Source organism: Amycolatopsis acidicola, assembly GCF_007713735.2.
Taxonomy (GTDB): Bacteria; Actinomycetota; Actinomycetes; order Mycobacteriales; family Pseudonocardiaceae; genus Amycolatopsis_E; species Amycolatopsis_E acidicola.
Genome location: NZ_VMNW02000002.1, coordinates 145,175 through 170,652 on the forward strand (window position 1 = coordinate 145,175; position 25,478 = coordinate 170,652).

24 protein-coding genes and 1 tRNA gene are annotated in these 25,478 nt (G+C 71.1%); 5 read left to right on the top strand and 20 right to left on the bottom strand.

Translation table 11 applies throughout. The features are described from left to right. Window positions 1-2: 2 nt before the first annotated feature. From FPZ12_RS02305 to FPZ12_RS02320, 4 genes are read right to left on the bottom strand one after another with little or no spacing between them, the layout of a single operon-like run. Window positions 3-1,406 (bottom strand): FAD-dependent oxidoreductase, encoded by a 1,404-nt coding sequence (locus tag FPZ12_RS02305; RefSeq protein ID WP_144745928.1) that lies wholly within the window; start codon window positions 1,404-1,406, stop codon window positions 3-5. Next, complete coding sequence (locus tag FPZ12_RS02310) at window positions 1,403-2,182, bottom strand: SDR family NAD(P)-dependent oxidoreductase (protein ID WP_144745926.1); 780 nt, start codon at window positions 2,180-2,182, stop codon at window positions 1,403-1,405. The genes FPZ12_RS02305 and FPZ12_RS02310 overlap by 4 nt, the downstream gene beginning before the upstream one ends. Further along, window positions 2,175-2,993, bottom strand: coding sequence for an SDR family NAD(P)-dependent oxidoreductase (locus FPZ12_RS02315; RefSeq protein WP_144745924.1), 819 nt, complete (start codon window positions 2,991-2,993; stop codon window positions 2,175-2,177). The genes FPZ12_RS02310 and FPZ12_RS02315 overlap by 8 nt, the downstream gene beginning before the upstream one ends. Next, complete coding sequence (locus tag FPZ12_RS02320; RefSeq protein WP_243769633.1) at window positions 2,990-3,436, bottom strand: nuclear transport factor 2 family protein; 447 nt, start codon at window positions 3,434-3,436, stop codon at window positions 2,990-2,992. The genes FPZ12_RS02315 and FPZ12_RS02320 overlap by 4 nt, the downstream gene beginning before the upstream one ends. A gap of 130 nt (window positions 3,437-3,566) precedes the next feature. Here FPZ12_RS02320 and FPZ12_RS02325 point away from each other — a divergent pair, with 130 nt between their 5' ends. From FPZ12_RS02325 to FPZ12_RS02335, 3 genes are all read left to right on the top strand, one after another. Further along, window positions 3,567-4,253, top strand: coding sequence for an IclR family transcriptional regulator (locus FPZ12_RS02325; protein WP_243769634.1), 687 nt, complete (start codon window positions 3,567-3,569; stop codon window positions 4,251-4,253). Window positions 4,254-4,356: 103 nt separating this feature from the next. Next, window positions 4,357-4,440: transfer RNA gene (locus tag FPZ12_RS02330), tRNA-Leu, on the top strand. A 201-nt stretch (window positions 4,441-4,641) separates the two neighbouring features. Continuing rightward, window positions 4,642-5,382 (top strand): SDR family NAD(P)-dependent oxidoreductase, encoded by a 741-nt coding sequence (locus FPZ12_RS02335; RefSeq protein WP_166462533.1) that lies wholly within the window; start codon window positions 4,642-4,644, stop codon window positions 5,380-5,382. An 83-nt stretch (window positions 5,383-5,465) separates the two neighbouring features. Here the strand turns inward: FPZ12_RS02335 and FPZ12_RS02340 are convergent, their stop codons facing one another. From FPZ12_RS02340 to FPZ12_RS02400, 13 genes are all read right to left on the bottom strand, one after another. Then, window positions 5,466-6,122: an isochorismatase family protein gene (locus FPZ12_RS02340; protein ID WP_144745918.1), complete on the bottom strand. Its 657-nt coding sequence runs from the start codon at window positions 6,120-6,122 to the stop codon at window positions 5,466-5,468. Further along, window positions 6,119-7,579 (bottom strand): AMP-binding protein, encoded by a 1,461-nt coding sequence (locus FPZ12_RS02345; RefSeq protein ID WP_144745916.1) that lies wholly within the window; start codon window positions 7,577-7,579, stop codon window positions 6,119-6,121. The genes FPZ12_RS02340 and FPZ12_RS02345 overlap by 4 nt, the downstream gene beginning before the upstream one ends. After that, window positions 7,579-8,694 (bottom strand): acyl-CoA dehydrogenase family protein, encoded by a 1,116-nt coding sequence (locus FPZ12_RS02350; protein WP_144745914.1) that lies wholly within the window; start codon window positions 8,692-8,694, stop codon window positions 7,579-7,581. Before FPZ12_RS02350 ends, FPZ12_RS02345 begins: the two co-directional genes overlap by 1 nt. 15 nt (window positions 8,695-8,709) lie before the next feature. Beyond that, window positions 8,710-9,513, bottom strand: coding sequence for an alpha/beta fold hydrolase (locus tag FPZ12_RS02355; protein WP_144745912.1), 804 nt, complete (start codon window positions 9,511-9,513; stop codon window positions 8,710-8,712). Next, window positions 9,506-10,921 (bottom strand): cytosine permease, encoded by a 1,416-nt coding sequence (locus FPZ12_RS02360; RefSeq protein ID WP_144745910.1) that lies wholly within the window; start codon window positions 10,919-10,921, stop codon window positions 9,506-9,508. The genes FPZ12_RS02355 and FPZ12_RS02360 overlap by 8 nt, the downstream gene beginning before the upstream one ends. Window positions 10,922-10,937: 16 nt before the next feature. Next, entirely contained in the window at window positions 10,938-12,878 is a 1,941-nt protein-coding gene (locus tag FPZ12_RS02365; RefSeq protein ID WP_208025706.1) for an FAD-dependent oxidoreductase, read from the bottom strand. A gap of 88 nt (window positions 12,879-12,966) precedes the next feature. After that, window positions 12,967-13,719: an IclR family transcriptional regulator gene (locus FPZ12_RS02370; protein ID WP_144745906.1), complete on the bottom strand. Its 753-nt coding sequence runs from the start codon at window positions 13,717-13,719 to the stop codon at window positions 12,967-12,969. Next, a complete protein-coding gene (locus FPZ12_RS02375; RefSeq protein WP_144745904.1) occupies window positions 13,716-14,654 on the bottom strand; it encodes a quinone oxidoreductase family protein in 939 nt (312 codons plus the stop codon). The genes FPZ12_RS02370 and FPZ12_RS02375 overlap by 4 nt, the downstream gene beginning before the upstream one ends. Then, on the bottom strand, window positions 14,654-15,508 hold the full coding sequence (locus FPZ12_RS02380; RefSeq protein WP_144745902.1) for an alpha/beta fold hydrolase: 855 nt from the start codon (window positions 15,506-15,508) through the stop codon (window positions 14,654-14,656). Before FPZ12_RS02380 ends, FPZ12_RS02375 begins: the two co-directional genes overlap by 1 nt. 128 nt (window positions 15,509-15,636) lie before the next feature. Further along, window positions 15,637-16,485 (bottom strand): alpha/beta fold hydrolase, encoded by an 849-nt coding sequence (locus FPZ12_RS02385; RefSeq protein WP_144745901.1) that lies wholly within the window; start codon window positions 16,483-16,485, stop codon window positions 15,637-15,639. Continuing rightward, entirely contained in the window at window positions 16,482-17,765 is a 1,284-nt protein-coding gene (locus FPZ12_RS02390; protein WP_208025707.1) for a zinc-binding metallopeptidase family protein, read from the bottom strand. Before FPZ12_RS02390 ends, FPZ12_RS02385 begins: the two co-directional genes overlap by 4 nt. Continuing rightward, window positions 17,762-18,706 (bottom strand): DODA-type extradiol aromatic ring-opening family dioxygenase, encoded by a 945-nt coding sequence (locus FPZ12_RS02395; protein ID WP_144745897.1) that lies wholly within the window; start codon window positions 18,704-18,706, stop codon window positions 17,762-17,764. Before FPZ12_RS02395 ends, FPZ12_RS02390 begins: the two co-directional genes overlap by 4 nt. A gap of 10 nt (window positions 18,707-18,716) precedes the next feature. After that, window positions 18,717-19,958: an aromatic ring-hydroxylating oxygenase subunit alpha gene (locus tag FPZ12_RS02400; protein ID WP_144745896.1), complete on the bottom strand. Its 1,242-nt coding sequence runs from the start codon at window positions 19,956-19,958 to the stop codon at window positions 18,717-18,719. A gap of 205 nt (window positions 19,959-20,163) precedes the next feature. Here FPZ12_RS02400 and FPZ12_RS02405 point away from each other — a divergent pair, with 205 nt between their 5' ends. Both FPZ12_RS02405 and FPZ12_RS02410 read left to right on the top strand, forming a co-directional pair. Next, window positions 20,164-21,138, top strand: a complete 975-nt coding sequence (locus tag FPZ12_RS02405) for an NAD(P)/FAD-dependent oxidoreductase (RefSeq protein WP_144745894.1) — start codon at window positions 20,164-20,166, stop codon at window positions 21,136-21,138. A gap of 11 nt (window positions 21,139-21,149) precedes the next feature. Continuing rightward, entirely contained in the window at window positions 21,150-21,491 is a 342-nt protein-coding gene (locus FPZ12_RS02410) for an indolepyruvate ferredoxin oxidoreductase subunit alpha (RefSeq protein WP_144745892.1), read from the top strand. A gap of 48 nt (window positions 21,492-21,539) precedes the next feature. Here the strand turns inward: FPZ12_RS02410 and FPZ12_RS02415 are convergent, their stop codons facing one another. The 3 genes from FPZ12_RS02415 to FPZ12_RS02425 all read right to left on the bottom strand — a co-directional run bounded on the left by FPZ12_RS02415 (window position 21,540) and on the right by FPZ12_RS02425 (window position 25,464). After that, entirely contained in the window at window positions 21,540-22,331 is a 792-nt protein-coding gene (locus FPZ12_RS02415; RefSeq protein WP_144745890.1) for an enoyl-CoA hydratase/isomerase family protein, read from the bottom strand. Further along, complete coding sequence (locus FPZ12_RS02420) at window positions 22,328-24,556, bottom strand: CaiB/BaiF CoA-transferase family protein (protein ID WP_166462534.1); 2,229 nt, start codon at window positions 24,554-24,556, stop codon at window positions 22,328-22,330. The genes FPZ12_RS02415 and FPZ12_RS02420 overlap by 4 nt, the downstream gene beginning before the upstream one ends. A gap of 89 nt (window positions 24,557-24,645) precedes the next feature. Continuing rightward, entirely contained in the window at window positions 24,646-25,464 is an 819-nt protein-coding gene (locus FPZ12_RS02425; protein ID WP_144745886.1) for an IclR family transcriptional regulator, read from the bottom strand. Between the last annotated feature and the right edge of the window lie 14 nt (window positions 25,465-25,478).

The window sequence follows — 25,478 nt, forward strand, 5'->3', positions numbered from 1 at the left end:
GGTCAGCGGGCGGCGTTGCGTCCGGCGACGCGGCCCATGGTCAGGGCGTTGGCGACCGCGTTGCCGCCGCCGACGTAGCGCAGGCCGAGCACGCCGGCCCCGGCCTCGCCCGCGGCGAACAGGCCTCCGATCACGTCGCCGTTCTCGTCGCGCACCGCCGCGTGCTCGTCGATTTCGAGGCCCGCGTGTGTGCACACCAGCTCCGCGGGCAGCGTGCGCACGGCGTAGAACGGCGCCGTGCCGATCGGTTCGGGGTTCTCCGCCGAGCCCTTGTTCGCCAGCGTCCGGTGCCGCAGGAAGTCCGGGTCGGTGCCGTGCGGGAGCTGCTCGTTCCACCGGTTGACGGTGGCCGTGAGCGCGGCTGCCGGGACGCCGATCTTCCCGGCCAGCTCCTCAAGGCTACCCGCGCGGATCGTCCGGCCCGCCTCCGCCTCCGCGGCCACGACCTCGGCGTTCCAGTGCGCGTAGCCCTCGCCCAGCGCCAGCCGGGCGCGTTCGTCGAAGACGTTCCAGACCGTGCCTCCCTGCGCGTCGATGATGCCGCCGGACACCGCGTACGAGGCGTCCTCATCCATGAACCGCCTGCCACGGTCGTTCACGTAGATCCGCGACTTCGGCGGGAAACCGGACTGCCAGTGGTGCATCCGCTGCAGGTACGCGGTGGGCATCAGCAGACCCCACCCGTCGCCCGCCAGCGCCGCGCCCACCTGCTCACCGAAGCCGATGTGGTCGCCGCGGCTGCCTTCGGCGGCCACGACGAACAGGTCGTCGCCCGCCCGAAGCGTCGCCGGGTAGTACTTCGCCAGCAGCGCCTTGTTCTGTGCGAACCCGCCGCTGGCCACGACCACCGCGTTGGCCCGCACTTCGAGGTCGTCCGCGACGACGCCCGCAACCCGGCCGTCCTCCTCGATCAGCCGTTGCACACGGGTGTTGAGCACGATGTCGACCTTGTTCGCGCGCGCCGCCTTCGCCAGCACCTGCACGAGTCCGTAGCCCTGGTCCTTCGGCACGTGCCCGCGCCAGACGTCCTCCACACCCGCCTGGCACAGCCCCGGCATGTGCGCGTTACTGGACACCTTCGCCGGGATCTCGACCCCGAGCCCGATCAGCCATTCCAGCGTCGGCCCGGCGTTGCGGCAGAACGCCGCGATGAGACCGGGCCGCAGCACCCAGTGGTTGAGATCCATGTAGTGCTGGAAGAACTTCTCCGCCGAGTCCTCGATGCCGAGTCCCTTTTGGACACTCGTGCCCGCGGCGGTGAACAGCCCGGCGGAAAGCTGGGTGGATCCGCCGAGCTCCTTTTCGGACTCGAACAACAGCACGCTCGCGCCGCTCTCGGCCGCGGAGACAGCCGCCGAAAGCCCGGCGCCGCCACCACCGATCACGATGACGTCGACGTCCGTCATGACAGTTCCCCTTCGGCGTCGGCGAGAATGCGGTGGTAGAGCCCGTTGGAGACCAGCCCGCCGTCGACGGTGACCTCACTGCCGTTCATGTAGCCGGACGAGTCCGACAGCAGGAACAGCACGACCTTCGTGATCTCGGCGGGGTCGGCCATCCGCCCCGCCGGGATGCTGGCGACGGCGGATTCGACGAACTTGTCCGCGCCGGCCAGCAGGGCCGTGCCGACGAGTCCCGGATGCACCGAGTTGACCCGGATCCCCCATTTCGCGAAGGTGCCCGCGGCCGATTTGGACAGTCCCGTCAGTCCCCATTTGCTCGACGAGTACGCCGGGGAGAAGTACCCGATCTGGCCGGAGATCGAGGAGATGTTGACGATCGGCCCGCCGCCGGCGTCCCGCATCGGCTCCGCCACGGCCTTCATGCCGTAGAACGGGCCGAACAGGTTGATCCGCAGGGTTTTCTCCCAGATCTCGTCGGTCGTGTCGAGGAACTCCAGCCGCCGCGAGATGCCGGCGTTGTTCACCAGGCCGCCGAGTTCCCCTTTGCTGTCCAGGATTTCCGCGACCACCCGCTGCCACGCGGCCGGGTCGGTCACGTCCAGGGTGTGCGCGGAAGCGGAACCGCCGGCCGCCACGATCTCCTCGACGACCGGCGTCGCGTCGGCGACGTCGGCGAGGCAGACGTGCGTGCCCTGCTCCGCGAGGGCGCGGGCGTGGCTCGCGCCCATGCCCGCCGCGGCGCCCGTGATGAGCACGACGCCCGGATACTGCTCAGACATGCCGGGAACCACCGTCGACGGCGATGCTGTGGCCGGTCACGTAGCGCGCGCTGTCGGAGAGCAGGAACAGCATGGGGCCCACGACTTCTTCGGGCGAGCCGAGGCGGTGCAGCGGGACGACGTCGAGGGCGTGCTGCAGGGCCTGCGGGTCCTCCTTGACCCAGCGGGTCATCTCGGTGTCGATGTAGCCCGGGGCGATCGAGTTGACCCGGATTCCCTTGTCCCCCAACTCGACGGCGAGAGATTCCGTCAAGTGCGCCACCGCGGCCTTGGAGGTGCAGTAGGCGCCGCGGCCGCGGCGCACGCGGATCGCCGAGACCGAGGACATGTTGACGATCGCGCTACCCGGCTCCATGTGGCGGGCGGCGGCCTGCGCTCCATAAAGGACACCCTCGACGTTGACCGAGAGCGTGGCGTTGATCTGCTCCGGCGTGATCTCCTCGGCGAGGGCGAACGGGAAGATGCCCGCGTTGTTGATCCAGAAGTCGATGCGCCCGAACTGCGTGAGCGCGGCCTGTGCGACGGCCTCGTGCTCGTCCGGCTTGGTCACGTCGATGCGGGCGGCGACGACCTGCCCCGGTTTGTCCAGTGTGGACAGTTCCTCGTTGAGTTCCGCCGCGGTGGCTTGCATCTGCTCTTCGCTGATGTCGGCGCCGACCACGTTCACGCCACGGGCGGCGAGCGCGGCGGCGAAGCGGGCGCCCATGCCCCGCGCGGCTCCGGTGACCACGGCCGTCTTGCCCGCGAACTCGGGGTAGACGGCGGTCATCGGCTCGTGCAGGACACGGCCGGGTCCGGTGGGCTCGCTCATTGTTGTTCTCCTGACTGGGAAACCGGCTCGTCGTCGCGGCGGACTTCCCGGCGCCGGATGCGCCAGGCCCCGTCGAACGCGAGGTGATCGATGATCGTCGTCTGCCGCACCAGGCGGGACGCCCCGCCCTCCGGCGTGTGCACGATCTGAAGGTAGGCCCGCACGGTGGCGGAGACGGTGTCGGCGGATTCGACGTACACGTTCGTGAGGACGTGGCGCGTGGTGCCCTCCCCGGCGAAAAACCGCTCGGCGAAGCGCGTCAGTTCCTCAGTGCCCACGACCGGGGCGGGGTAGCTCGGCGAATGGAACTCGCCGTCCGCGGTGAACGTGGCCGCCCAGGCCTGGGCGTGGCCGTCGTCGATGAAGTGACTCTGCGCGCCGTAGAGCCGGTGGATGGCCACTAGCGTTTCGGTGCCGACGTCAGCGATGACCTCACCTGTCACGACTACCTCCGGGAAACCGCCCCGCCTTCGGGGCTTGCACGTCCGCCTCGACGTGCTATTATCGCACGCAGTGTGCGATCTACGGAAACAGTAGGTCGCCGTCGACCCGCGCGTCAAGAGGAGGGCCACCGTGGACGTCGAACTCGACAGCGGCATGTCGAAGACGCTGCACAACGGCCTGCAGGTGCTGGAGCTGCTGGTCACGCATCCGCAGGGGATGTCGCTGACCGAAATCGCCGAGGCCGTGGGCGTGCACCGGACCGTCGCGCACCGCCTCGTGCGGACACTGGAGGCGCATCAGCTGTGCCGGCGGGACAAGTTCAAGCGCATTTCGCTGGGGACCGGCCTGGTGCGCCTCGCCGAGCCCGTCGAACAGGACCTCCGCACGCTCGCGCGCCCGATTCTCGAGGAGCTGACGGACGCCACGCAGGCCACCGCGCACCTGGTCGTGCGCGAGAACGAAAGCCAGGTGCGGATGCTGATGATCGTCGAGCCGCATCAGGCCCGGATGCACGTGAGCTTCCGGCCGGGCCAGATGGACCCGATCGACCGCGGCTCCGCGGGCCTCGCGATCCTCGCCGCGCTCCCCCCGACCACCGGCGAACGCGAAGAAGTCACCCGCGCCCGCGAGCGGGGGTTCGCCGTGTCCCATGGGGAGATCTCGCACGGGATCGTCGGGATCTCGGCCGTCGTCCCGCGGTCCGGCACCGAGATGCCGATCAGCATCGGATTGTCCCTGTTCGAAGCCCCCGACGAGGACAAACTCGGCGCCGAGGTCGTCGAAGCCGCCACCAGGCTGGCGGCCCAGCTCGGCTAACCGTGCGTGAGCGGGCGGACTTATATCGCAACCGTCCGCAGCTGAGCACACGGCCCCCCGGGCGTACGCGGCAGGGGGCATCCGTTAGTCTGTTCCGCAGCAAGTCCGAGTGGCGGAATGGCAGACGCGCTAGCTTGAGGTGCTAGTGCCCTTAACGGGCGTGGGGGTTCAAGTCCCCCCTCGGACACTCATGTGGCGCTGGTTTTGCGCAGGCGTCCTACTGGCCAGTCTGGGGATGTGCCCCGCACGATGCCACGCCGCCACCCGCGACAGCCGACGACCGCGCCACCGCGGACCTTTCCCGCGCGGCCCGGCCGATGGCGGCTCACGGTCCGCTCTACGGACCGGTTCCGTTGGCGGATCACCGGTGTACCACGACACTCCCGGAATGACCGCACAATCGTCCACTCACGAGGGTCCGGTCGTCGTGACCGGTGGCACCAGCGGGATCGGGCTCGCGATCGCCGAGGCGGTGGCTCGGTCCGGCCGACCGGTCGCGGTGCTCGGCCAGACCGAAGAACGCCGGCGGGAAGCCCGGAAAACACTCGCCGGCACTGAGCACGTCGTCCTGGCCGCCGACACCACCGACCCCGGGTCGCTCGCCTCCGCCATGGACCACACGACCACCAGATGGGGTCCGGTCACCGGGCTCGTCACCTCCGCAGGCCGCCTCGCGCGAGGCTCTGCGCTGACGCTGGCGCCCGACGATTTCCGCGCCGCCCTGGAGACGAACGTCATCGGCACCTGGCTTGCCATCCGCGCCGCGCTTCCCGGGATGCTCGAGGCGGGGTTCGGCCGGATCGTCACGATCGGTTCGGTGCTGGGTTCGACCGGCGCGCCCGAGCGAGGCGGCTACGCGGCAACGAAAGGCGCGGTAGCGGCGCTCACCCGGTCGACAGCGCTCGAAGTGGCCGGTACCGGTGTGACTGTCAACTGCGTGGCTCCCGGCCCCGTCCGCACGCCGATGAACGCCGCCGACACCGACAGCGCTTTCACCGCTCAGATACCCGTCGGCCGGTGGGGCACTCCCGCGGATATCGCACATCTGGTCGTTCCCCTGCTCAGCGCCGGCTCGTCGTACACCACGGGAGCTGTCCTCCACGTGGACGGCGGTTACACCGCGCAGTAACCCAGCCAGGTCCACGCGGTGATGCCGGAAACCTCTGCATTCCGCGACCGGCGCCGCCCCCGCCCCGGACACCGGCACGGGGCTCAGCCGAGCAGCGCCGCCAGCTCGTCGGTGGTGCCGACGCGGCCGAGGAAATGGGCGATGTCGGTCAGCGCGAAGCGATGCACCTCCTCGGCTGTGAAGGAACCCCAGCCCGCGTCGGAGAGGCCGACGGTGGCCGTCGCGTCGGACACGAAGTACACCGCGAAGTCCCGGAAGAGCGCGTCCCGCGCGGTCGCCTCGCAGCAGGAGTGGGTGGCGACACCGGTGATGATCACCGAGTCGATCCTGCGGCGCCGCAGGTAGTTCTCCAGGTCGGTGCCGTAGAAGGCGGAGTAGCGGCGTTTGACCAGGAACTCGTCGGTGGCCGGGTCGAAGTCGAGCTCCGGATGCAGTTCGACGCCCTCGGTGCCCTCGACCAGCGCCTTGCCCGAGCCGGTGAGCGGGTGCAGGTGGCGCACCATGCCGAGGTCGGCGCCGCCCGGGTGGTGCACCTGCGTCGTGCACACCACGGGCAGGCCCTTCGCGCGGGCCAGGCCGATGAGCCGGTTGATGTGCGGCAGCAGCGCCCGCCCGTCGGCGCATTCGTACGGCGCGCCCTCGGCGAGGAAGTCGTTGGTCATGTCGATCACCAGCAACGCCGCCCGCGCGGGGTGGAAGGGCAGCTCCTGGTCGTTCATCGCCAGCACGTGCTCGGTCATGCGACTCCTCCGGTTTCCGCGTCCCAGACCCCCGGCGGCAGGCCCCGGTCCCGCAAGGCCGCCCGGACGACTTTGAAACTTCCGTTGCGCGGCAGGTCTTCCGCCACGCTCACGTACCGCGGCACGGCGTGCCGGGGCAGCCGGGCCGCGCAGTGTTCGTGCACGGCCCGGGGGTCGACGTCGCCCACGACGACGAGCAGCACCTCGTCCTCGGTGAGCTCCGACGGGACGCCGACCGCGGCGGCCGCGGTGAGGCCGGGCATCGACGCGGCCGCGTCCTCCACGCCGACCGCGCTGATGTTCATGCCACGCCGCCGGATCACGTCCGCGGACCGGCCTTCGAAATACAGCCAGCCGTCTTCGAGGCGCGCCTGGTCGCCGGTGCGGAACCAGCCGTCGTGCCACGCCGACTCCGTCGCCTCCGGATCGCCGACGTAGTGGGTGAACGTCAGGTTCGTCCCTTGTGGACGGACGTACAGCGCACCGTCCACCACGCGCACCTCGTACTCCGGCACCGGACGTCCGGCCGCGCCCGGGCGCACCTCGCCGACCGGGGTGGTCGCGACGTCGCCGAGTTCGGTGCACGCGTAGGCCTGCAACAACTCGACCCCGAAGCGGTCGGCCATTTCGTGCACGAGCCACGCCGGTGCCGGGCCACCGTAGGCGCGCCGGACCCGGTGTCCGCCGCTGTCCGGTGGCCGGCGCAGCAGCATCACGCACACGGCACCCATGAAGTTGAACGCCGTGATCCCCTCGGCCCTGGCCACGTCCCAGAACCGCGACGCGGAGAACCGCCGGTCCACGACCAGCACCGCGCCGCCCAGTACCGCGGGCAGGAACGCGGCGTGCCGGGCGTTGATGTGCTGCCAGGGAAAGAAGTTGTAGAGCACGTCGGAACCGTCGTACCGCATCGCCCGCTGGACCCGGTCCGCCTGCCCGAGCCCGGCGCCGTTCGGCAGGACCGCGCCCTTGGGTTTCCCGGTGGTGCCCGACGTCGTCACCACGAGCGCCGGGGTGTCCAGTCCGGGCACGAAGCTCGGCAGCCTGCCACCCCGCGCGGCCAGCCCGTCATCACTGACCACAGTGGACTCGGCCAGTCTCGCCAGATGGGGTTCTTCGCTCAACCGGGCCGAATCCGCGACCGTCACCACGCAGCCGGCCGACTTCGCCAGCTGCCGCGCCCACGCGGGGTCCAGCTCGGACGGCACCGGGAGTTCGACCGCGCCCAGCAAGGACAACGCCGTCGTGAGCGCGATCGCCTCCGGGCCGCCCCGCACGGCCGTGGCGACCACGTCACCCGGCCCGGCCAGCCGCGCCAGCCCGCGCGCGTTCGCGATCGCCCGTTCGGCCAGCTCACCCGCCGTCCACCCGGGTTGCCCCGCCAGCCGGACGAGTTCGCCGTCCGGCTCGGCTTCGGCCCGGGCCAGTACCGCTTCGGCGAAGGAACGTGGCCGCATCAGCGGAACGCCGGCACGGTCGGCGGCTGCCCCAGGAACACCGCGCCCGCCGCGTCGTACATCGCGAGACTCAGGAAGGCGTGCGACTGGGGCACTTGAGCGTCGGCGACGAGCCGCCGCAGCGGGTGTCCGCTGAAGATCACCGAGGTGCCGGAGACCGACACGATCTTCTCCACCACGGACGAGGCGGTCCGGGCCAGGTGCGCGGCCGAAAGGCGCATGTCCGCGTTGCGGCGGTCGCTCACGCCGTTGCCGTCGAGGATGCCCTCCCAGGCTTCTTCGGCCGCTTCGTAGAAATACGCGCGGGCGGACCGCAACGACGCCTCGGCTTCCGCGACAGCGGCACGGTAGTAGGCGCGATCGGCAAGTTTCGGCGCGCCGGTGATACTCGCCCGTCCGCCGCCGGCCTCTTCGGCGACGTCCAGCACCGCCCGCGCGACCCCGGCGGACACCACCGAAAGCGACTGGGCCGCATAGGTGATCGCCGGGTACCGGTACAGCGGTTCGTCGAGCACGGGCGCGCCGCCGCGCACGAAGGTCCACTCCCGCGGCACCTCGACGTCCCGGACGACCAGGTCGAAGGAACCGGTGGCGCGCATGCCTTCGACGTCCCAGTCCTGGACGATCTCGACGTCCTCCGGCCGCAGCAGCGCGCCGCGCGGCTTGCCCGCGGAGGCGTCGTCGCCGGGGATGCCGACGCAGATGATGTCGGCGGCCATGCAGCCGCTGGCGAACTTCCACCGGCCGCTGACGCGGAAGCCGGCGTCGGTGGGCACGGCCTCCTGCACCGGGAACAGCGCCCCGGCGAACACCACGTCCGGCCCGCCGGCGAACATCTTCGCCTGCGACTCCAGCGGCAGCGAGCCGAGGTAGACCAGCTGAGAACCGAAACTGGCCACCCAGCCTGCCGAACCGTCGACGGCAGAGATGCGCTCGACCATCCGCAGGAACTCCGCCGGCGGCATCGGCTCCCCGCCGAAGCGGGCGGGCGTCGAGGCCCGGTAGACGCCGAGTGGTTTGAGCTTGTCCACGAAGTCCCGTGGGACGTAGCGCTGTGCGTGGAACTCCTCCTTGCGCTCGCCCAGCTCGGCGAGCACCTCCTCGAACGCTCCCATCCGTGCCTCCCTCGTTCAGCCGCGCAGAAAGGGCAGCACCGCGGCGGCGACCTCGGCCGGGCACTGCTCCATCAACGGAACCATGCCGCCGGGAATGGTCACCACCTTCCGGCTCGCGGCGTGCACCAGGTGCTTGTCGAGCTTCGGCACGTCAGGCAGGGCGAACGGGTCCGCCTCGCCGCCGATCAGCAGCACCGGGGCGGTGACCAGCCCGATCCGCTCCTCCATCCGGTAGCGCACGCAGGCGCGGTGGCCCTCGGCCGGGTCGACGCCGTGGGCCAGGGCGTCGTGCAGGAACCGGTCGCGCAGATCGGGCCGGTCTCCGGGGTAGTACGGGCGCCGGATGCCCCACATCTCGACCAGGTGCCGCCCGTCCTCGCTCGGGCCGACCTCGTCCACGGTGGTGCGGTCGGCGTGGTCGGCACGGTAGTCCGGGCCGGTCCAGGGCGTGGAGGAGAGCACGAGCGCCCGCACGCGGTCCGGGTTCGCGGCGGCCAGCTCGACGCCGACCGCTCCCCCGGTGTGGTGCCCGAGTACCGCGACCTCCGCCAGCTCCAGCGCGTCGAGGAAGGCCAGCACGCCGTGGGCGAACAGCTCGATCGTCTGCGGCGCGGGCAGCCGGGCGCTCTGCCCGAAGCCGGGCATGTCGAGCGCCAGCACCCGGTTCTCCTTGGCCAGCAACGGTTGCAGCTCGCGGAACTCGTCGTGGGAGCGCGGAGTCTGGTGCAGCAGCACGACGACCGGGCCGCTGCCCGCTTCCGCGTAGTGCACCTGGCCCACGGCCGTGTCGGCGTAGGCCCGGCGGATCCCGTCAGTCATGAGCGACCGCCTTCGGCTTGAGCAGGGAGGTTCGGGCGAACGGGTACAGCACCAGGCAAAGCACGGTGGCGCTGAGGAAGCCGAACGGGAACAAGCCGGTCTCCGACAGCACGTACGACACCACCGACGACACGGCGACGGTCACGACACCGGCCCAGTTGACCGGTTCCTCGCGGTGCCGCCGGTCGCGCCGGGACACGAAGTAGTAGTCGGCGATGGCCGTGGCGATGATGCCCATCATGATCATACCGAGCACGCTGATGAACCCGGACAGGTGCGCGAACACCCCGGCGGCGATCAGGAGCAGGCAGACCGCGTTGGCCACGAGGATCATCACGAACCGGTTCGGGGTACGGCCGGTGAGCACATGCCAGAGGTTCGACAGCGCCAGCGAGCCGGAGTAGACGTTGAGCACCTGGACTTTCGCCTGCGCCACGTACATCAGCACGAAGCCGATGGTGCCGGAGACGATCACGAAGTAGGCGCCGGTGTTCGTCGTCGCCAGTGCCGTCGCGGCGGCCGCGGCGCCGGCCGGGGTCGCCTGCCCGTGGGCGACCAGGTAGTCGCCGGCCAGGCTGCTCCCGCCGGTGAGCACCAGCACGCCGAGCGCGATGCCGACGAGGTCGAGCATGATCACGCCGACCAGGTTCACGCCGCCGACGGACGACCGGCCGCGGGCGTAGCGCGTGTAGTCGGCGTTGACCAGGATCAGCGCCGCGCCCTGCCCGCCGAGGATGCCGACGACCTCGAAGAACCGGGACGCCCCGGAGCCGGTGGACACGGTGGCGGCTTTGGTGAACGCCTCACCGAGGGTCGCGCCGGAGGTGTCGTAGATGCGGAAGACCATGTACGCCAGCAGAAGCAGGAAGAGGATCACCAGCGCGGAGGACGTGCGGGCGACCACCTTGATGCCGAACATCGACAGCACGATCCACGCCACGGTCAGCACGCCGTAGACGAGGATGCGGGAGCCGGTGCTGTCCTGCCAGCCCAGCGCGAACAGGGTTCCGTTGTACAGCAGCACGTTCTCGCTCGCGCAGAACCCGATGATCATGATCGCGAAAGCGAGCGAGGAGATCGCCGAGCCGCGCACGCCGAGCCCGTAGAAGCGCGGGAGCACGGTGCCGGACAGGCCCTCGACGCGGGCGATATTGCCGAACAGCCAGCCGATCGCGAGCACGAACGCCGCGACCAGGACGCCCGCGAGCAGGCCCAGCATCGAGCCGACGAGCGCGGTGATGGTGCCCGCGAGCGTCAGCTGCAGCAACGAGGTGGCCACGCCGGCGGGCAGCCAGGACAGGTACCAGCCGGACTTGCGTTCGGTTTCGGGGACCGGGGTGAGGGAGTTGTCGTCGATCGTGCGCCGGACGCCGTCGGCTTGCGCCTCGGCGGTCGTCTGTTCCAGCAAGTTCTTCCTCCGGGGCTCAGGCGGGGACGGTGCGGGAGGCGAGCAGCGCCGCGGCGGTGCGCTCGGCGAGGGCCATGATGGTGATCATCGGGTTCACCCCGGGCGCGGTGGGCAGCGCGGAGGCGTCCCCGATCCACACCCCGGCGGTGTCGTGCAGCTGCCCCCGGCCGTCCGCGACCGAGGTGGCCGGGTCGGCGCCGAGGCGGCAGGAACCCATCTGGTGCGCGGAAAACGCGGTGTGTTCGGCGGCGGGCGCGGTGGCGAGGCTGGCCAGGTAGTCCTCGAAATCCTCGCCGCGCCGCCAGCGGTGGTCGCTCCAGTGGAAGGTGAAGATCTCGCGCGCGCCCGCGGCGCGGTGCATCCGCGCGAGTTCGGTGTGCGCGCGGCGGGCGACGCGCAGGTCGGTTTCGTCGTCGAGGTCCCAGCGGATCGCCGCCCGGCCTTCGCGGTCGAGGTACACCTCGCCGCTGCCGTGGTCGTGCGCGACGCCGTGCCAGGTGGCGAAGTACGGCAGGTTCCGCAGCATCTCCCGGTGCCGGGCCGCGCCGGTGAACGGGGTCTGGCCCGCCCACGTCAGCGGGTTCAACGTCAGGCTTTCGACGAGGAAGCCGGTGCCGTTCTCGCAGCGGGTGAGGTCGAAGCTGACCGCGGACTGGATCTGCCCGCTCCACGCCTCGACCGGCTGGTCGTAGACGCCGGTGACGATCCACGCGGGATGCAGCCGCAGGTTCTTCCCGGCCGCGGGCCCGCCGATCCCGGACCGCAGCAGCACCGCCGGGGATTCCACGCCCCCGGCGGCGACCACGACCGTCGGCGCGCCGACGCTCAGCCGCTTGCCGTCGCGGGTGGCGATGACCCCGGTAGCGCGGCCGCCGGTGGTGGTGATCCGCTCGACCGTGCAGCCGGTGATGATCCGCGCGCCCGCCGCCACGGCGTCCCGCAGGTACGTGTGCAGCACGGAGGCCTTCGAACCACGGCGGCAACCGGCGTTGCAGAAGCCGCAGTACTCCGCTTCGTCGTCGAGTTTCGCGTTGCGGGGCAACGGTTCGTGCGCGTAACCGTGAGCGGCGAGGCCGGTGATCATGGCGCGGGTGTTGGCGTTGTAGGTGGTGGCGTCGGTGTTGACGCCAAGGCGTTCCCAGACGAGGTCGGTGTACTTGTCGAACTCGGGACCGTCCACACCGGACAGACCTTCGGCCGCCCACAGTTCGCGGATCTCGCCCGGCGTGCGCAGGCAGACCATCGAGTTGATGAGCGTGCCGCCGCCGAGCACCGAACCGGCGAGCACGCCGACGCTCCCGGTGTCGGAGTACAACGCCCCGCCGCGCAGGAACATCTCGCCGGCGTGCGCGTCGATCTGGTCGAAGTCGGACTCGTCCCGGCGCTGCCCGGCTTCCACGATCACCACCGAGTGCCCGGCCTCCGCCGCCCGCGCGGCGATCACCGCTCCCCCGGCTCCGGAACCGATCACGCACACGTCGGCGGAGACCACGTCTCCGGGTTCGGTCACGGCGATCCGCCCCGGCACGTCACCGGCCGCCAGTGCCGGCGGGCCGGGGTAGCCGACAACCGGCCAGACCGGGTTGCGGCCGGTTTCGTCGACGGCACCGACGAAAGCCCCGAACGTCATCGCGCGCAGCTGCCGGATTCCCAGGCGCAGCACCGGGTTCAGCTCGGCTGCCTCGTCCAGGACACGTACTCGCTCTTCGGCACTCAGGTCCGCGAAGCCTTGCGCCGCCAGGTATTCCAGCACAGCGGCGACGGCGTCCCGAAGGTTCGCCGTCAACCCGGCGACACCGGAACGCACGGATTCGTCGATGCCGCGGGCGAGCGCGCCGTCCCGGTAGAACTCGGCGAGTGCCCGGTCGGCTCCCTCCGGCGGTGGCAGCGAGGGCAGGAAAGCATCGCAGACGGCCGAGAGTGTCCTTGCTGCGTCCGGATCCGTCGGTTCGCGCACGGGGTCCCCTTCCAGCGGGCGGGCTTCCCGTGGACAGTTCCCGGAAAACCGCGCCGGGACAACGAGCGGGTCCGGTGAGCGAAACCGCTCAGTCGCTGGCGAGCGTCGCGGTGATGCGCCGCGCGACCATGCCGAGCAGGCCGGCGAACTTCGGCACGTCGCCGCGCACCAGGGGCGCCGTCACCGACAGCGCGCCCGCGGTCGTGCCCGTGGCACCCAGCAGGGGCACCGCGACGCTGAGATAGCCGATGCGGGTCTGCTCGTGCTCGACCGCGTAGCCGGTCTCGCGCGCGCGGGCGAGCTCTTGGAGCAACAGACCGGGCGTCGCCACGGTGCGCGGGGTCATCCGTTCCAGCGGGCTCGCGACGACCTCGTCGACGAGCGCGCGCGAACCGAACGCGAGCAGCACCTTCCCGGTCGCGGTGCAGTGCAGGGGCATCCGCCCCGCGATCCGGGAAGGCTTCTTGACCTGGTGGTGCCCGGACACCTTCTCCAGGTAGAGCACCTCCATCCCGTCGAGCACCGCGAGGTGCACCGTCTCGCCGGTCGCGTGGTAGAGGTCCTCCATGTAGGGGCGCGCGGCGTCACGGAGGATCCGCTGCCGCGGCACCCGCTGCCCGATCTCGAACAACCGCATGCCGAGCCAGTAGTCCGCGCCACGGCGCTCCAGCACCCCCCAGCGCACCAGCTCCTGCGCGAGCCGGTGCACCGACGCCTTGGCCACGCCGGAACGGCGGGACAGCTCCGACAGGCTCAGGTGCTCCTCGTCCGGGCCGAACGCCTCCAGGATGCGCTGCACCTTGCCGAGCACGCTGTTGGCGTCCGCATCCGGCTCGCTCACCCGGGCGTCACCACCGCCCGGCCACGCACCTGTCCTGTGCGGAGTGCGTCCAGCGCGGCGGCGATGTCGCCGAGGCCGAACGTTTCGGTCTCCACGCGCAGGGTCCCGGCCGCGAGCCGGTCCAGCAGCCCGCCCGCCACCTCACGCGCGCGGCGCTCCCGGCGGATCATGTTGACCGGCAGGAACGCGACGTCGTCGAGCAGCCACGAGGACAGCTCGAGCTCGATCTTCGCCCCGTGCACGTAGCCGATCAGCACCGCCCGGCCGCCGGGCCGCACCCAGCGCGCCCGGTCCACCAGCCCGGGGCCGCCCACGGTGTCGATCAGCACGGCCGCCGGGCGCTCGTCGGCGAGGCCTTCGAGTTCGTCCGCCGTCCGGGCTTCGATACCCGCCGGCACCCGGTCGAGACTGTCCTTTCGCGACACCACGCCCACGACGTGCGCGCCCGCGGCGGCCGCTTGCTGCGCGGCCATCGAGCCGACCGCCCCGGCCGCGCCGGTCACGATGACGTGGTCCCCGGCCTGCACCCGGCCGACGTCGTGCACGGCGACGTAGCCGGTGGTGGCGGGGACGAAGAACGTCGCGGCCACGTCGGGCGGTAGCTCCGGATCCAACGGCATCACCGCTTTCCGGGGCGCGGCGACACGTTCGGTCCACGTGCCGTCGCGGTTCATGCCCAGCCCGCCGCCGCGGAGCATCACCTGCGTGCCCGGCTTCAGGTCGTCCGCCTCCAGCACCACGCCCGCGCCCTCGACCCCGCCGATGTAGGGCAGCGACGGCTTCAGCCCGAACGTCCCGCTCGCGACCGTCACGTCCAGGTGCGCGACCGCGGCGGCCTGGACCTGCACCAGGACCTCACCTTCGCCACGTACCGGCTCGGGCACGTCGTCCACGACCGGGTTGGCGCCCCAGCCGTGGAACCGCGCGGCCCGCATCAGGCGGTGGCCTTGCGCAGGAACTCGAGGCTCAATGGGTTGTACCGCGCGGCCTTCTCGTGCTGGGGCCAGTGCCCGCACTCCTCGAACAGCTCCAGCTGCGAACCCGGGATGTTCTCGTGCATCTTGGCCGCCTCGGGCACCTCTCCGAACGGGTTCTGCCTGCCCCACACGATCAGCGTGGGCTGGGTGATCCGGGCGAGGTCACCGGGCCGCAGGAGGTTGCGCTGACGGCGTTCCATGTCCTGCAGCGAAAGCAGGTTGTCCACATTGGCCACGAATTCGGGCGTGTGGTAGATCGCGTGGCGCACCTGCACGAGCTCCTCGGTGGCGTCCGCTTCGGACGCCATCAGCAGGCGGAGCCGTTTGCGGGTCAGCTCGAGGTCGTCGGTGGCGACGGCGTCCTTGGTGCTGGTGCGGATCCGGTTCATCACCTCGGGGTTGGCCACCGTGCCGCCCGCGCACAGCAGCTGCAGGCTGGCCACGCGCTCCGGGTGGTCGATCGCCGCGCGGGCGCCCACCCAGCCGCCGAGCGACTCCCCCACGATGTGCGCCTTCTCGATGCCCACCGCGTCGAAGTAGTCCAGCAGATGCCGCACGTAGTCGGCGATTTCGTAGGGGCGGTCCGGTTTCCCGGTGTAACCGTGGCCGAGCATGTCGATCGCGTGCAGGTCGTACCCGGCGTGCGCGGTGATGTTGCGGCTGAACGCCTCGAGATGCCCGCTGGTGCCGTGCAGGAACACGACGCTCGCGGCGTCCGGGTCGCCGGCGCGCAGCGTGCGGGTGCGCACCCCGGCCGCGTCGACGTACTCGACGCGGTATGCGGTGGGGCTCAGTTCGGTCCAGATGGTCACGGGAACTCTCTTTCAGTGCTGGTTGATCCGGTGGACCTGGGTGTTGCTGCGCCGTGCCCACGCACGCAGCCCGACGCCCGCCGCCGCGGCGGCCAGTACGGCGAGGATCTTCTTCACGGTTTTCCTCTCTACGCCACGGAATTGAGGAAGCCGGTCGCGACCGAGTAGTACTCGCGCGGGCGTTCTTCCTGGAGGTGGTGCGAAGCCCTGTCCATCACGTGGAGGCTGCCGCGCGGGAGCATCCGGGCCAGCATCAGCGGGTAGTCCGGGGTCAGGAAAGCGTCGTACATGCCCCACAGGAACAGCGCAGGGGCCTCGATCGCGGGCAGTTCCGCGGACAGGTCCTGCCAGTCACCGCGCGGCGAGTCGGACATGGCGGCCAGTTCGCGCTCCTCCGGGTCGAGGCTCTGCCGGTAGCGCAGGTCGAGCGTTTCGTCCGGCAGGGCGTCGGCGTCGTACCATTCGAGGCTCGTGATCAGCTTGCGCATCTTTTCGCGCGTCGGGCCTTCGCCGCCGTAGTAGGCGTCGCGTGCGGTGCGGCCGCGGTGCCCGTTCTCCGGCAGCGGGGCGAGCGGGCCGTGGAACACCGGCATGCTGCCCGTGATCACCAGCGAGCGCACCCGGTCCGGGTACTTCGCGGCGAGGTTCAGCGCGATGGTGCCGCCCCAGGAGTTGCACACGAAGTCCGCTTGGGACACTCCGAGCGTGTCCAGCAGGCCCACGGTCTTCTCCGCATGGTGGTCCCACATCGGCCCCTTGATCCGGGACTTCTCGGACTTCCCGTACTGGTGGATGTCCACCAGCAGGCAGCGCCGGTCCGCGGCGAACAGCGGGGCGACCGGACCGAAGTCGCTCCACGCGGTGCAGCCGGGGCCGCCGCCGTGCAGGAACACGGTGTCGGCACCGGTGCCGAGGTCGTGGTAGTGGTACCGGACGCCGGCCCCGTCGGCGTAGTGACTTTCCGGTGGTGGCGTCATTTCCGTCCCTTCGTCGTGATCGTCAGTGCGGTGCGGGCGAGTACCTCGCAGAGCTTGCGCATGGCGCGGACGTCGACGGTGTTCATGCCGCGGGAGAAGTCCACGTCGAACTCGCCGCTGGTCACCTTGGGCATGCCGACCCGCGCGGTCGGGATGCCCCTGGCGCGCAGGATGTTCGCGTCGGTGGCGCCGCTGTTGTCCGGCACCGGTTCGTGCGCCCGGCCGTTGGCCGCCTCCCACGCCTCGATGGTGCCGCGCACGATCGGCGCGTCCGGCGGGGTGTGCGTGCCCGGGATGGCGAGCACCATCTCGACGCCGAGGTCGGTGTCCAGCTCGGCGGACAGCCGCGCGGCGTACTCGGTGAGTTCGCGTTTCAGCGCCAGCGGCGCCATACCGGGCACGATCCGGATGTCCAGGCGGATCCGGCAGGCCGCCGGGGTGGCGGCGAGCAGCCGTTCCCAGCCGCCCGCGATCGAGCCGATGATCCCTTGCGGCAGCGCGGTTTCCGTGCGGTGCCGCGCGGGGTACCCGGCCAGCCACTCCTCCAGCCGCGTGACGACTTCGGCGGCCGTGACGACGGGGTTCCGGTAGGGCAGCCGGTGCCTGCTGCCGGCGTAGGTGTGGATGCCGGGCACGGTGATTTCGAACCAGCACAGCCCGACCTCTTCGTGCGCCACGAAATCGCCGGGCTTCGCGATCACGGCGTGGTCGGTGTGCCAGCCGCGCTCCAGCAGGAACGAGCAGCCGACGCCCTGCCCTGTGTTGGCGCGCTCCGGGTAGCCCGGCGCTTCGACGGCGTTGGTGGGCATCCCGCCCGCACCGAACGCGGCCACGATGTCACCGTCGAGTTGGGGCCGGACGCGCCCGAGCGCTTCGGCGAGCACGAGGATGCAGGCCGCGTGTCCCTTGGGATTGCCGGCCCCGAGGCCGGACACGAACGGCCCTTCGTCGCGCGCTTCGGGCAGCATGTCCTGGCGCAGCTCCGGGCCGATCCACGGCAGGTCGATGCCCGGCTCCCCCGTGGTGAAAGTATCGATCGGCGCGTACAGCATGATGTCCTCGCCGCCGCCGGATCCGCGCAGTCTGCCGGCCGCGTTCGCCTGGTGCTCGTCGAGGTGCTGCGCCGTCGCCGCCCAGCCCGCCGCCGCGAGGCGGCCGGCCAGCAGGTGCGCCAGTGGTGCCTCGCGCCCGGTCGGGCTCGGGATGTTCGTCACCGCGTGCGCGGCTTCGCGAAGCCGTTCCCCGGTGATTTCGGCCAGCACGGCGTCGAGCACCGTCACGACACGCCCGCCGGTTCGATGACGCCCACGCCCATGCCGGTGAGCCATTCCGGCATCGGCGAGTACGCGAGGTTGCGGCCCGGCGCGAAGTCCAGCGCGGCGGCCATGGTCAGCCAGGTCCGCAGTTCCTGCCCGCCGTTCCCGGCGAGCTTTTCCAGGTCCTCGCTGGTGAACGTGCCGTAGCGGGCGAGTTCGCCCTTCTCCAGGTCCGCGAGAAAACGCTCGTCGAACTCCGGAAAGAGCACTGGCCGCGCGGCGGTGATGATCTCGCGGCGACGCTGGTCGTAGCGCTCCCAGTCGCCCCGGCCGTTGAGCCAGGCTTCGACCAGGAACTCCTCGTCGTCGCCGTGCGGGTCCCGCCAGTCGGCGGGCCACGGCAGCTGGTGCGACAGCCCGCCCGACGCGAGCACCGCGACCTTCCGGTCCCCGCCGATCGCCCGCACCGCGTCCGCGATGTTGCGGCCCAGCTGCACGCACCGGTCCAGGCGTGGCAACGGGGCGGCGAACACGTTGATCACCAGCGGCACCACGGGAATTTCGAGCCCGCTGAGCAGGTACTGGATCGCGTGCGTCTGCCCGTGGTCGATCTGCAGCCGCGCGGAGATCGCCACCTCGGTGCCGGCCTCGATCAGCTGCTGCGCCAGGCTCCGCGCGAACTCCTGGTCCGTCCTTTGCGGACCTTTCGGTGTCTTCGCCTCACCGGCGCCGAGCACTTCGCCGACGCCGAGGGTGAACGGCGGGATCATGTCCAGCCAGAACCCGCGGAAGTGGTTGGAGCCGATGATGATCGCGATGTCCGGCTCCGCCGCCGCGACCGCGTCCCGTGCCTCGCCGAGCGCGTCGCGGAAGCGCTCCGCGCGGCCGGTGTGCACGACCTTGTCCCAGTGGGTGTTCATCAACGTGGAGTGCGAAGCCCCGACGCCGACCACGATGTCCGACATACCGCTCCCCTCAGTCCTTCGCCGCGGCGGGCTGGATCCCTTGCCCGGCAAGGCGTGCGACGCGTTCTTCGGTGACGTCCTCGGCGAGCTTGCGCCACTTGAGCAGCGAGTCGTCCGGACGGTAGAGCTTCTCCGGCGGCGCGTCGGTCACCTCGACCATCCACTTGTCCTGCGCGGAGAACTCGCCGTGGAAGAGCCACCGGATGAAGCCGAGGTACTTGGCGTAGAACGGCAGCACCTTGCGTCCCTTGCGGAACTCGGCCATCACCCCGACGTAGAGGTGGTTGTCCGCGTCGACCGGGACGTAGAACTCGTAGTGGATGAACGTCGGGTAGGCGATGCGCAGCATGCCCGGCATGCTCACCGACGCGAATCCGGGGAACTCCTGGGCCGCGATCACCGGGTCCACCTCGCGGTGCCCGCCGGTGTTGCCGATGTTGGTGACCTCCTTGGGCGGCTTGAGCTTGTACCAGGCCTGGTTGTTCCACGGGCCGAGGCCGGGGAAGTCGGCGTCCCAGTACTGCTTGTCCTGCACCCGGAAGATCCACCGGCCGCGCTGCACGATGCGGGTCTCGTTCCACACCGGCATCGACTTGAACATGCGCCACAACGACGTCCGGTGCAGGTACTTCGCGTGCCCCTCGTCGTAGCCGTTCTCACAGGCGAAGCGCCAGTTGCCCTGGCGCGGCTGGATCCGGGAGCCGAGCACCGCGGCGTTGGAGACCAGCTCCTCCGGCAAGTGCTCGTCGATCGGCGGCGCCTCCTCACCGTCCCCTACGAACACCCACACCAGGCCGAGCCGTTCGGCGACCTCGTAGGTCGGCTGGGTGACCTTGCCGCAGATCGGGGATTTCGGGCCGTCGGTGATCGCGGCCTTCAGGTCACCGCTGGCGAGGTCGAAGGTCCAGCCGTGGTACGGGCACGAGATCGTGCCGGGGAACTGCTGGTTGCCTTCCGACAGCGGGACACCGCGGTGCGGGCAGCGGTCCTTGAGCGCGTACACCGTGCCGTGGCGGCCGCCGTCGCGGATGAGCACGATCTTCTCGCCGAGGAGGGTGATCTGCTTCGGCTTGCCGCCGATGTGGGAGCCATAGGCGACGGGGTACCAGTAGCCGCGGAACCCCGCCGCGGCCGCCTGGTAGTGCGGCCAGCTCGACCAGTCCTGGCGGCCGGGCAGCCGGCCCAGCCGGGACCGGCGCCGCCGCGCCTCGGCGGCCTGCCCGTTCACGGGCGTCCCGGCTTCTGCAGTCATGGGGGCGCTCCTTCACCTTCTCGAAAGCCTGACTGACGGCGAGTCCATCACCGCGGCCCCGCCGGGCCAACACGAGTGGTCCGCTCACCGGACCGGGGCGGCCACCGCGAGGAGTGTTCCGTTCACCGGTCCGGAATCGGTGGCGGCGGGCCGCGCGGTGCCTAGGGTGGCCACTGTCCACAGTCGACGATCAGGGAGAAACCCCATGCCGCCAGTCACTTCCACCGACATCCTCATCGTCGGCGCCGGCCCGGCCGGGCTCTACGGGGCGTACTGCGCGGGGTTCCGCGGCCTGCGGGCCACCGTCGTCGACGCACTCCCGCAGCCGGGCGGTCAGGTCAGCGCGCTGTACCCGGAGAAGGAGATCCGTGACGTGGCGGGGATTCCCGGTGCGCGCGGACGTGATCTGGTCGACGGTCTGCTCGCGCAGGCGGCGCAGTTCGGCCCGGAATACCTCCTCGGCGAGCAGGCCGTGAGCCTGGCCTACGCCGGCGGGCGGCCCCAGGTCACGCTCCTGAGCGGGCGGGTCGTCGACGCCGGGGCCGTCGTGCTGACCGCCGGCATCGGGACGTTCGCGCCGCGTCCGTTGCCTGCGGGCGAGGAGTTCCTGGGGCGGGGGCTGAGCTACTTCGTGCCCGACCCCGGCGCCCACGCGGACCACGACGTACTGGTCGTGGGCGGCGGGGACAGTGCGCTCGACTGGGCGCTGACCCTGCGGCCGCTGGCGAAGTCGGTCACCCTGGTGCACCGGCGCGAACGGTTCCGCGCGCACGCGGCCAGTGTCACCGCCGTCGAGGAGTCCGGCGCGCGGATCCTGACCAACGCGGAGGTCTCGGCGCTGACCGGCGCGGAAACCGTCGCGGAGGCGCATGTCCGGATCGGGGACACCGTCGAGGTGCTGAAGGTGGACAGCGTCGTGGCGGCGCTGGGCTTCGTCAGCAATCTCGGCCCGCTCGCGAAGTGGGGGCTGAACCTGCTTCGCCGCTCGGTGCTCGTGGACACGCGTATGCGCACCAACCTCGACCGGGTCTACGCGGCCGGGGACATCACCGAATACGACGGCAAGGTGCGGCTGATGTCGGTCGGGTTCGGTGAGGTCGCCACCGCCGTGCACAACGCGGCCGTCGAGCTGGACCCCGGGCTTTCCCTGTTTCCCGGTCATTCCACCGAAACCGCCTGAAGGAGGCTTCCATGTCCTATGTGATCGGCGCGAACTGCATCGACGTCACCGACCGCGCGTGCCTCGACGTGTGCCCGGTCGACTGCATCTACGTCGGCGAGCGCAAGAGCTACATCAACGCCAACGAGTGCATCGACTGCGGCGCCTGCGAACCGGAATGCCCGGTGGACGCCATCTTCGTGGACCGCAACGCACGCGGTGACGCGGAGAAGACCGTGTTCGTCGGTGATTCGATCGCCTTCTTCACCGAGTCGCTGCCCGGCCGCGACGCCCCGCTCGGCGATCCGGGCGGGGCGGGGTCCGTCGGTGACCTGGGGGTGGACACCGAGTTCGTGACCGCGTACCAGGCATGAAAGCGGTGGGGTGCGGGAGAAACGTCCCGCACCCCACCGCTTTCGTGGCTACCGGCCGGTGAACTCCGGTGGCCGTTTGTCGAGGAAGGCCTGCAGGCCCTCGGCCGCGTCGGCGCTGCGCATGAGTTCCTGGACGCCCTTTTCCTCCCGCGCCAAGGCTTCCTCGATCGGCAGGCCATACCCTTCGTCGACGACGCGTTTGAGCAGGGCGATCGCGGCCGTCGGCTTGGCGGCCAGCGTCCGCGCCGTGGCCGCCACCGTCTCCGCGAATTCCTCCTGGGGCACAACGACATCCACCAGCCCGAGCTCGAGCGCACGCCGCGCGGACAGCCGGACGCCGTCGATCATCAGGCGTTTCGCCAGGTGCGGGCCGACCAGCCGGGGCAGCCGCTGGCTCCCGCCCGCGCCGGGGAAAAGCCCGAGCGCCATCTCCGGGAAACCGAAGCTCGCGTTGTCCGCCAGTATCCGCAGATCACACGCGAGCGACAGTTCCGCTCCCCCGCCCAGCGCGTGCCCGTTCATGGCCGCCACCACGGGTTTCGGCGCCCGTTCCAGCGCCCGCTGCACGTCGATCCAGCGGCGCATCTTCGCCTGGTTGGCGTCCGAGAGGTCCCGCATCACCGCGATGTCCGCGCCGGCCACGAAGAACCGCCCGGTGCCGGTGAGCACGACGCAGCGCACCGCCGGGTCGTCGGCCAGTGGCGCCAGTACCGTCAGGAACTCCTCGATCATCGCCGGGTCGACCGCGTTCGCCGGCGGGCGGTCGATCCGGATCGTCGCCACCGCACCCTCGCGCGTCACGTTCAGCACCGGCACCGGATTCTCCGTTCCCTCGTTCATTCCGTCACCCCCGCGGCCTTCAGCTGCGCGAGCCGCGCCTCGTCCACGCCCAGCAACTCCGCCAGCACCTCGGCCGTGTGCTGGCCCAGCAAGGGAGCGGCGGTGTCGAGCCCGCCCGGGGTCCGCGACAGGCGCGCCACGATCCCCTCGTGTTTCACCGGCCCGGCCAGCGGATGCTCCAGCACCGGATAGAACCCGCGCGCCGCCAGGTGCTCGTCGCGGTCCACGAGGTCTTCGCCCGTCGCGACCACGGCCGCCGCCACGCCCGCGTCCTGCAGCCGCACTGCGATGTCCTCGGCGGGCCGGTCGCGCGTCCATGCCGCCAGCGCCCGGTCGATCTCGTCCTCGCCCGCGCGACGGTCGGTGGGGTCGGGCAGCGCCGCGATGTCCCGCAACACCTGCCACTGCGACTCGTCCAGCGCCGCGATCGCCACCCAGCGGTCATCCCCGGCCGCCGGATACACCCCGTGCGGGACGGCTTTCGCGCCGCGGTTCGGGAATTCGGCGGTCCGCCCGTCCGCGGGCGCGCCCAGTTGCGCCTCCAGCAGGGCCGGGCCCATCGTCGCCACCATCGCCTCCAGCTGCGACAGGTCGACGTGCCCGCTTTCGCCTCGCAGCACCAGGTCCAGGGTGGCGAGGACGGCCGCGTTCGCGGCGATCATGTCCCCCAGCCCGAACGTGAGCCCCTGCGGCGGCTCGCCGGGGTCGCGGGTTTCGCTGGACAGGCCGGACATCGCGGCGAGTGTGTCGGCGAACGTGACCGCGTCGCGCCACGGCCCGGTCTGCCCTGCCCCGGCCATGGACACGAGGATCACGCCGGGGTTCAGCCGGGCGAGCGACTCGTAGTCCATGCCCCATTTGGCGAGCACGCCGGGACTGAAGTTCTCCACCACGACATCGCAACGCGGCACCAGTTCCCGCAGCAGTTCCCGGCCCTCGCCGGTCCGCAGGTTCAGTGCCACGCTCCGCTTGTTGCGGTTGAAGTTCAGGAAATACCCGGCGTCGTCCGGCCCCGCGCCCGGCCGCAACCGCATCGACGGGGCGAAGCGCGTCGGATCCTGCCGGTGCTTCGACTCGATCTTGATGATGTCCGCGCCGTGTTCCCCCAGCGTCTTCGTCACGTACGGCCCGGCGAGCACCCACGTCAGGTCGAGCACCCGCACTCCGTCCAGCGCCCGGCTTCCCCGCCCGGTCCGGGGTTCCCGCCGTGCCGTCGTCCGCCACGAGTCCGCTTTTTCCAGCGGCCGCACGGTGTCCACCGCCCGTACCGGGAACCCGACATCCCTGACCTCGCCGAGGTCGACGAAGAAGCCACGGGCTTCGAGCTGCGGGTTGTCCAGGAGCTGCGCCGGGGTGACGACCTCCGCCCACGGCAACGCACGCGCCCGGCCCTCGCCCGCGACCGCCCGTGCGGTCCGCTTGCCCACGAAGCGTTGCACGATCTCATCCACATGCGGGCGTTCGCGCCACCGCGTGACCGCGTCGGAGAAGCGTTCGTCCGCGAGATCGCCCGCTCCCCCCTCCTCCAGGAGCCACTTCAGCAGGTCCGTCCACATGCGATCACTGCCCGAATACCCGCCCGCGACAAAGCCGTCGGAAGCGGCGAAGATCCGGTGCGCCACGTGCTCGTACACCCCGCCGTTGCGCACCGGGTAACGACCGGCATGAATCCACGCGACAGCACCGGTCTCCAACGTCGCCGCCACCGCCTCCTGCACGGAAACGTCCACCAGCTGGCCGGTTCCGGCATGCAGCGCCAGCAGCGCACCGATCGCCGCGTGCGCCCCCGCGAGCTGGACGGCCTGCTCTCGGGGCGGCGGTTTCGGTTGCCCACCGGGCTTTCCACCGAGCCACGTCATCCCACCGGCGGAGGCGAGCACGAGATCGTTTCCGGTCCAGTGCTTTCGCGGCCCGGTCAGCCCGAACGGCGTAACGACCACATGCACCACGTCCGGCCACCGCGACGTCCCGTCCGCGCGGACGCCGCGAAGCCCGGCGACCGGACCGCTTTCCAGCACGATGTCCGCGCCCGCGGCCAGCTCGTCCAGATCGCCCCGCATCAGGCGCTTTCCCGCATGCCAGTGCAAATTTTCCGCCGGGGAGAGGTGTTCCGGCGCGTCGGCGCGCACGACATCGGCGCCGAGCCCGACCAGGAGCCGGGCACCCTGGTAGGCGAGTTCGTCGGTGAGGTCGAGGACGCGCAGCGGCGCGGCGTCTTCAGGCACGTGGTACTCCCTGTCCATCGGCGACCACCCGACGGTATGGGGCCCCGCCACCCCGGGCCCGCCCGCCGGTCCGGTCACCGGACCGGGCCTCACGCGTCGGCCGAGACCAGCAGGCGCTGCTCCAGGGTGCGCACGATCGTCGCCGACGTGGCCAGCAGCACCGGCACCACGCGGCGCGGATCCGTCCACGCCAGCGGCGCCGTCGCCGACACCGAGCCGTACACCGTCTCGTCCGCACCCATCAGAGGCACCGCGACGCTCGCGAGACCGGGTGCGGTTTCCTCCTGTTCCAGGGCGAAGCCGCGTTCGCGGACCTGGGCCAGCTGTGCGCGCAGCTCGTCGACGGAGGCGACCGTGCGGGAGGTGAGCTTGGTCAGCCCTGTCCGTTCCAGCTCCGCAAGCAGTTCGTCCACATCGGACGAATGCGCCAGCAGTGCCTTGCCGGTGGCGGTGCACGCGGCCGGCAGCCGGCCGCCGACGTGCGAGTGGGTGTGCACGCTCGCCTTGCCGCCGACCTTTTCCAGGTACATCACATGGGTGCCGTCGAGCACGGCGAGGTGGATGGTGGCGCGCGTCGCGGTGAACAGGTCCGTCAGCAGCGGCCGCGCGACCGCGCGCAGCACCGCGGACACCGGAACCCGCTGGCCCAGCTCGAATATCCGCAGCCCGAGCTGATAGGCGTCACCGCTGCGGTCGAGCAGGCCCCACTGCACCAGCTCCTGCGCGAGCCGGTACGCCGAAGCCTTCGGCACGCCCGAGCGGCGGCTCAGCTCCGACAACCGCAGCCGGTACGCGCCGGACTGGAAGGCGCCGAGCAGCAGTTGTGCCTTGCCCAGCACCGAGTTCGGGCACGGGAGCTCCTCTTCGCCGTCCACCGGGGGCGTTTCCACGAACACGCCGGAAGTCACCAGCCGTCTCCTTC

What these genes read in the sequence shown, in the direction of transcription:
- FPZ12_RS02395 (WP_144745897.1), bottom strand. Translation starts at nt 18,706, where the DNA reads ATGTCGGACATCGTGGTCGGCGTCGGGGCTTCGCACTCCACGTTGATG.
- FPZ12_RS02310 (WP_144745926.1), bottom strand. Translation starts at nt 2,182, where the DNA reads ATGTCTGAGCAGTATCCGGGCGTCGTGCTCATCACGGGCGCCGCGGCG.
- FPZ12_RS02410 (WP_144745892.1), top strand. Translation starts at nt 21,150, where the DNA reads ATGTCCTATGTGATCGGCGCGAACTGCATCGACGTCACCGACCGCGCG.
- FPZ12_RS02335 (WP_166462533.1), top strand. Translation starts at nt 4,642, where the DNA reads ATGACCGCACAATCGTCCACTCACGAGGGTCCGGTCGTCGTGACCGGT.
- FPZ12_RS02415 (WP_144745890.1), bottom strand. Translation starts at nt 22,331, where the DNA reads ATGAACGAGGGAACGGAGAATCCGGTGCCGGTGCTGAACGTGACGCGC.
- FPZ12_RS02315 (WP_144745924.1), bottom strand. Translation starts at nt 2,993, where the DNA reads ATGAGCGAGCCCACCGGACCCGGCCGTGTCCTGCACGAGCCGATGACC.
- FPZ12_RS02385 (WP_144745901.1), bottom strand. Translation starts at nt 16,485, where the DNA reads ATGACGCCACCACCGGAAAGTCACTACGCCGACGGGGCCGGCGTCCGG.
- FPZ12_RS02345 (WP_144745916.1), bottom strand. Translation starts at nt 7,579, where the DNA reads ATGCGGCCACGTTCCTTCGCCGAAGCGGTACTGGCCCGGGCCGAAGCC.
- FPZ12_RS02400 (WP_144745896.1), bottom strand. Translation starts at nt 19,958, where the DNA reads ATGACTGCAGAAGCCGGGACGCCCGTGAACGGGCAGGCCGCCGAGGCG.
- FPZ12_RS02375 (WP_144745904.1), bottom strand. Translation starts at nt 14,654, where the DNA reads ATGCGGGCCGCGCGGTTCCACGGCTGGGGCGCCAACCCGGTCGTGGAC.
- FPZ12_RS02355 (WP_144745912.1), bottom strand. Translation starts at nt 9,513, where the DNA reads ATGACTGACGGGATCCGCCGGGCCTACGCCGACACGGCCGTGGGCCAG.
- FPZ12_RS02305 (WP_144745928.1), bottom strand. Translation starts at nt 1,406, where the DNA reads ATGACGGACGTCGACGTCATCGTGATCGGTGGTGGCGGCGCCGGGCTT.
- FPZ12_RS02350 (WP_144745914.1), bottom strand. Translation starts at nt 8,694, where the DNA reads ATGGGAGCGTTCGAGGAGGTGCTCGCCGAGCTGGGCGAGCGCAAGGAG.
- FPZ12_RS02405 (WP_144745894.1), top strand. Translation starts at nt 20,164, where the DNA reads ATGCCGCCAGTCACTTCCACCGACATCCTCATCGTCGGCGCCGGCCCG.
- FPZ12_RS02340 (WP_144745918.1), bottom strand. Translation starts at nt 6,122, where the DNA reads ATGACCGAGCACGTGCTGGCGATGAACGACCAGGAGCTGCCCTTCCAC.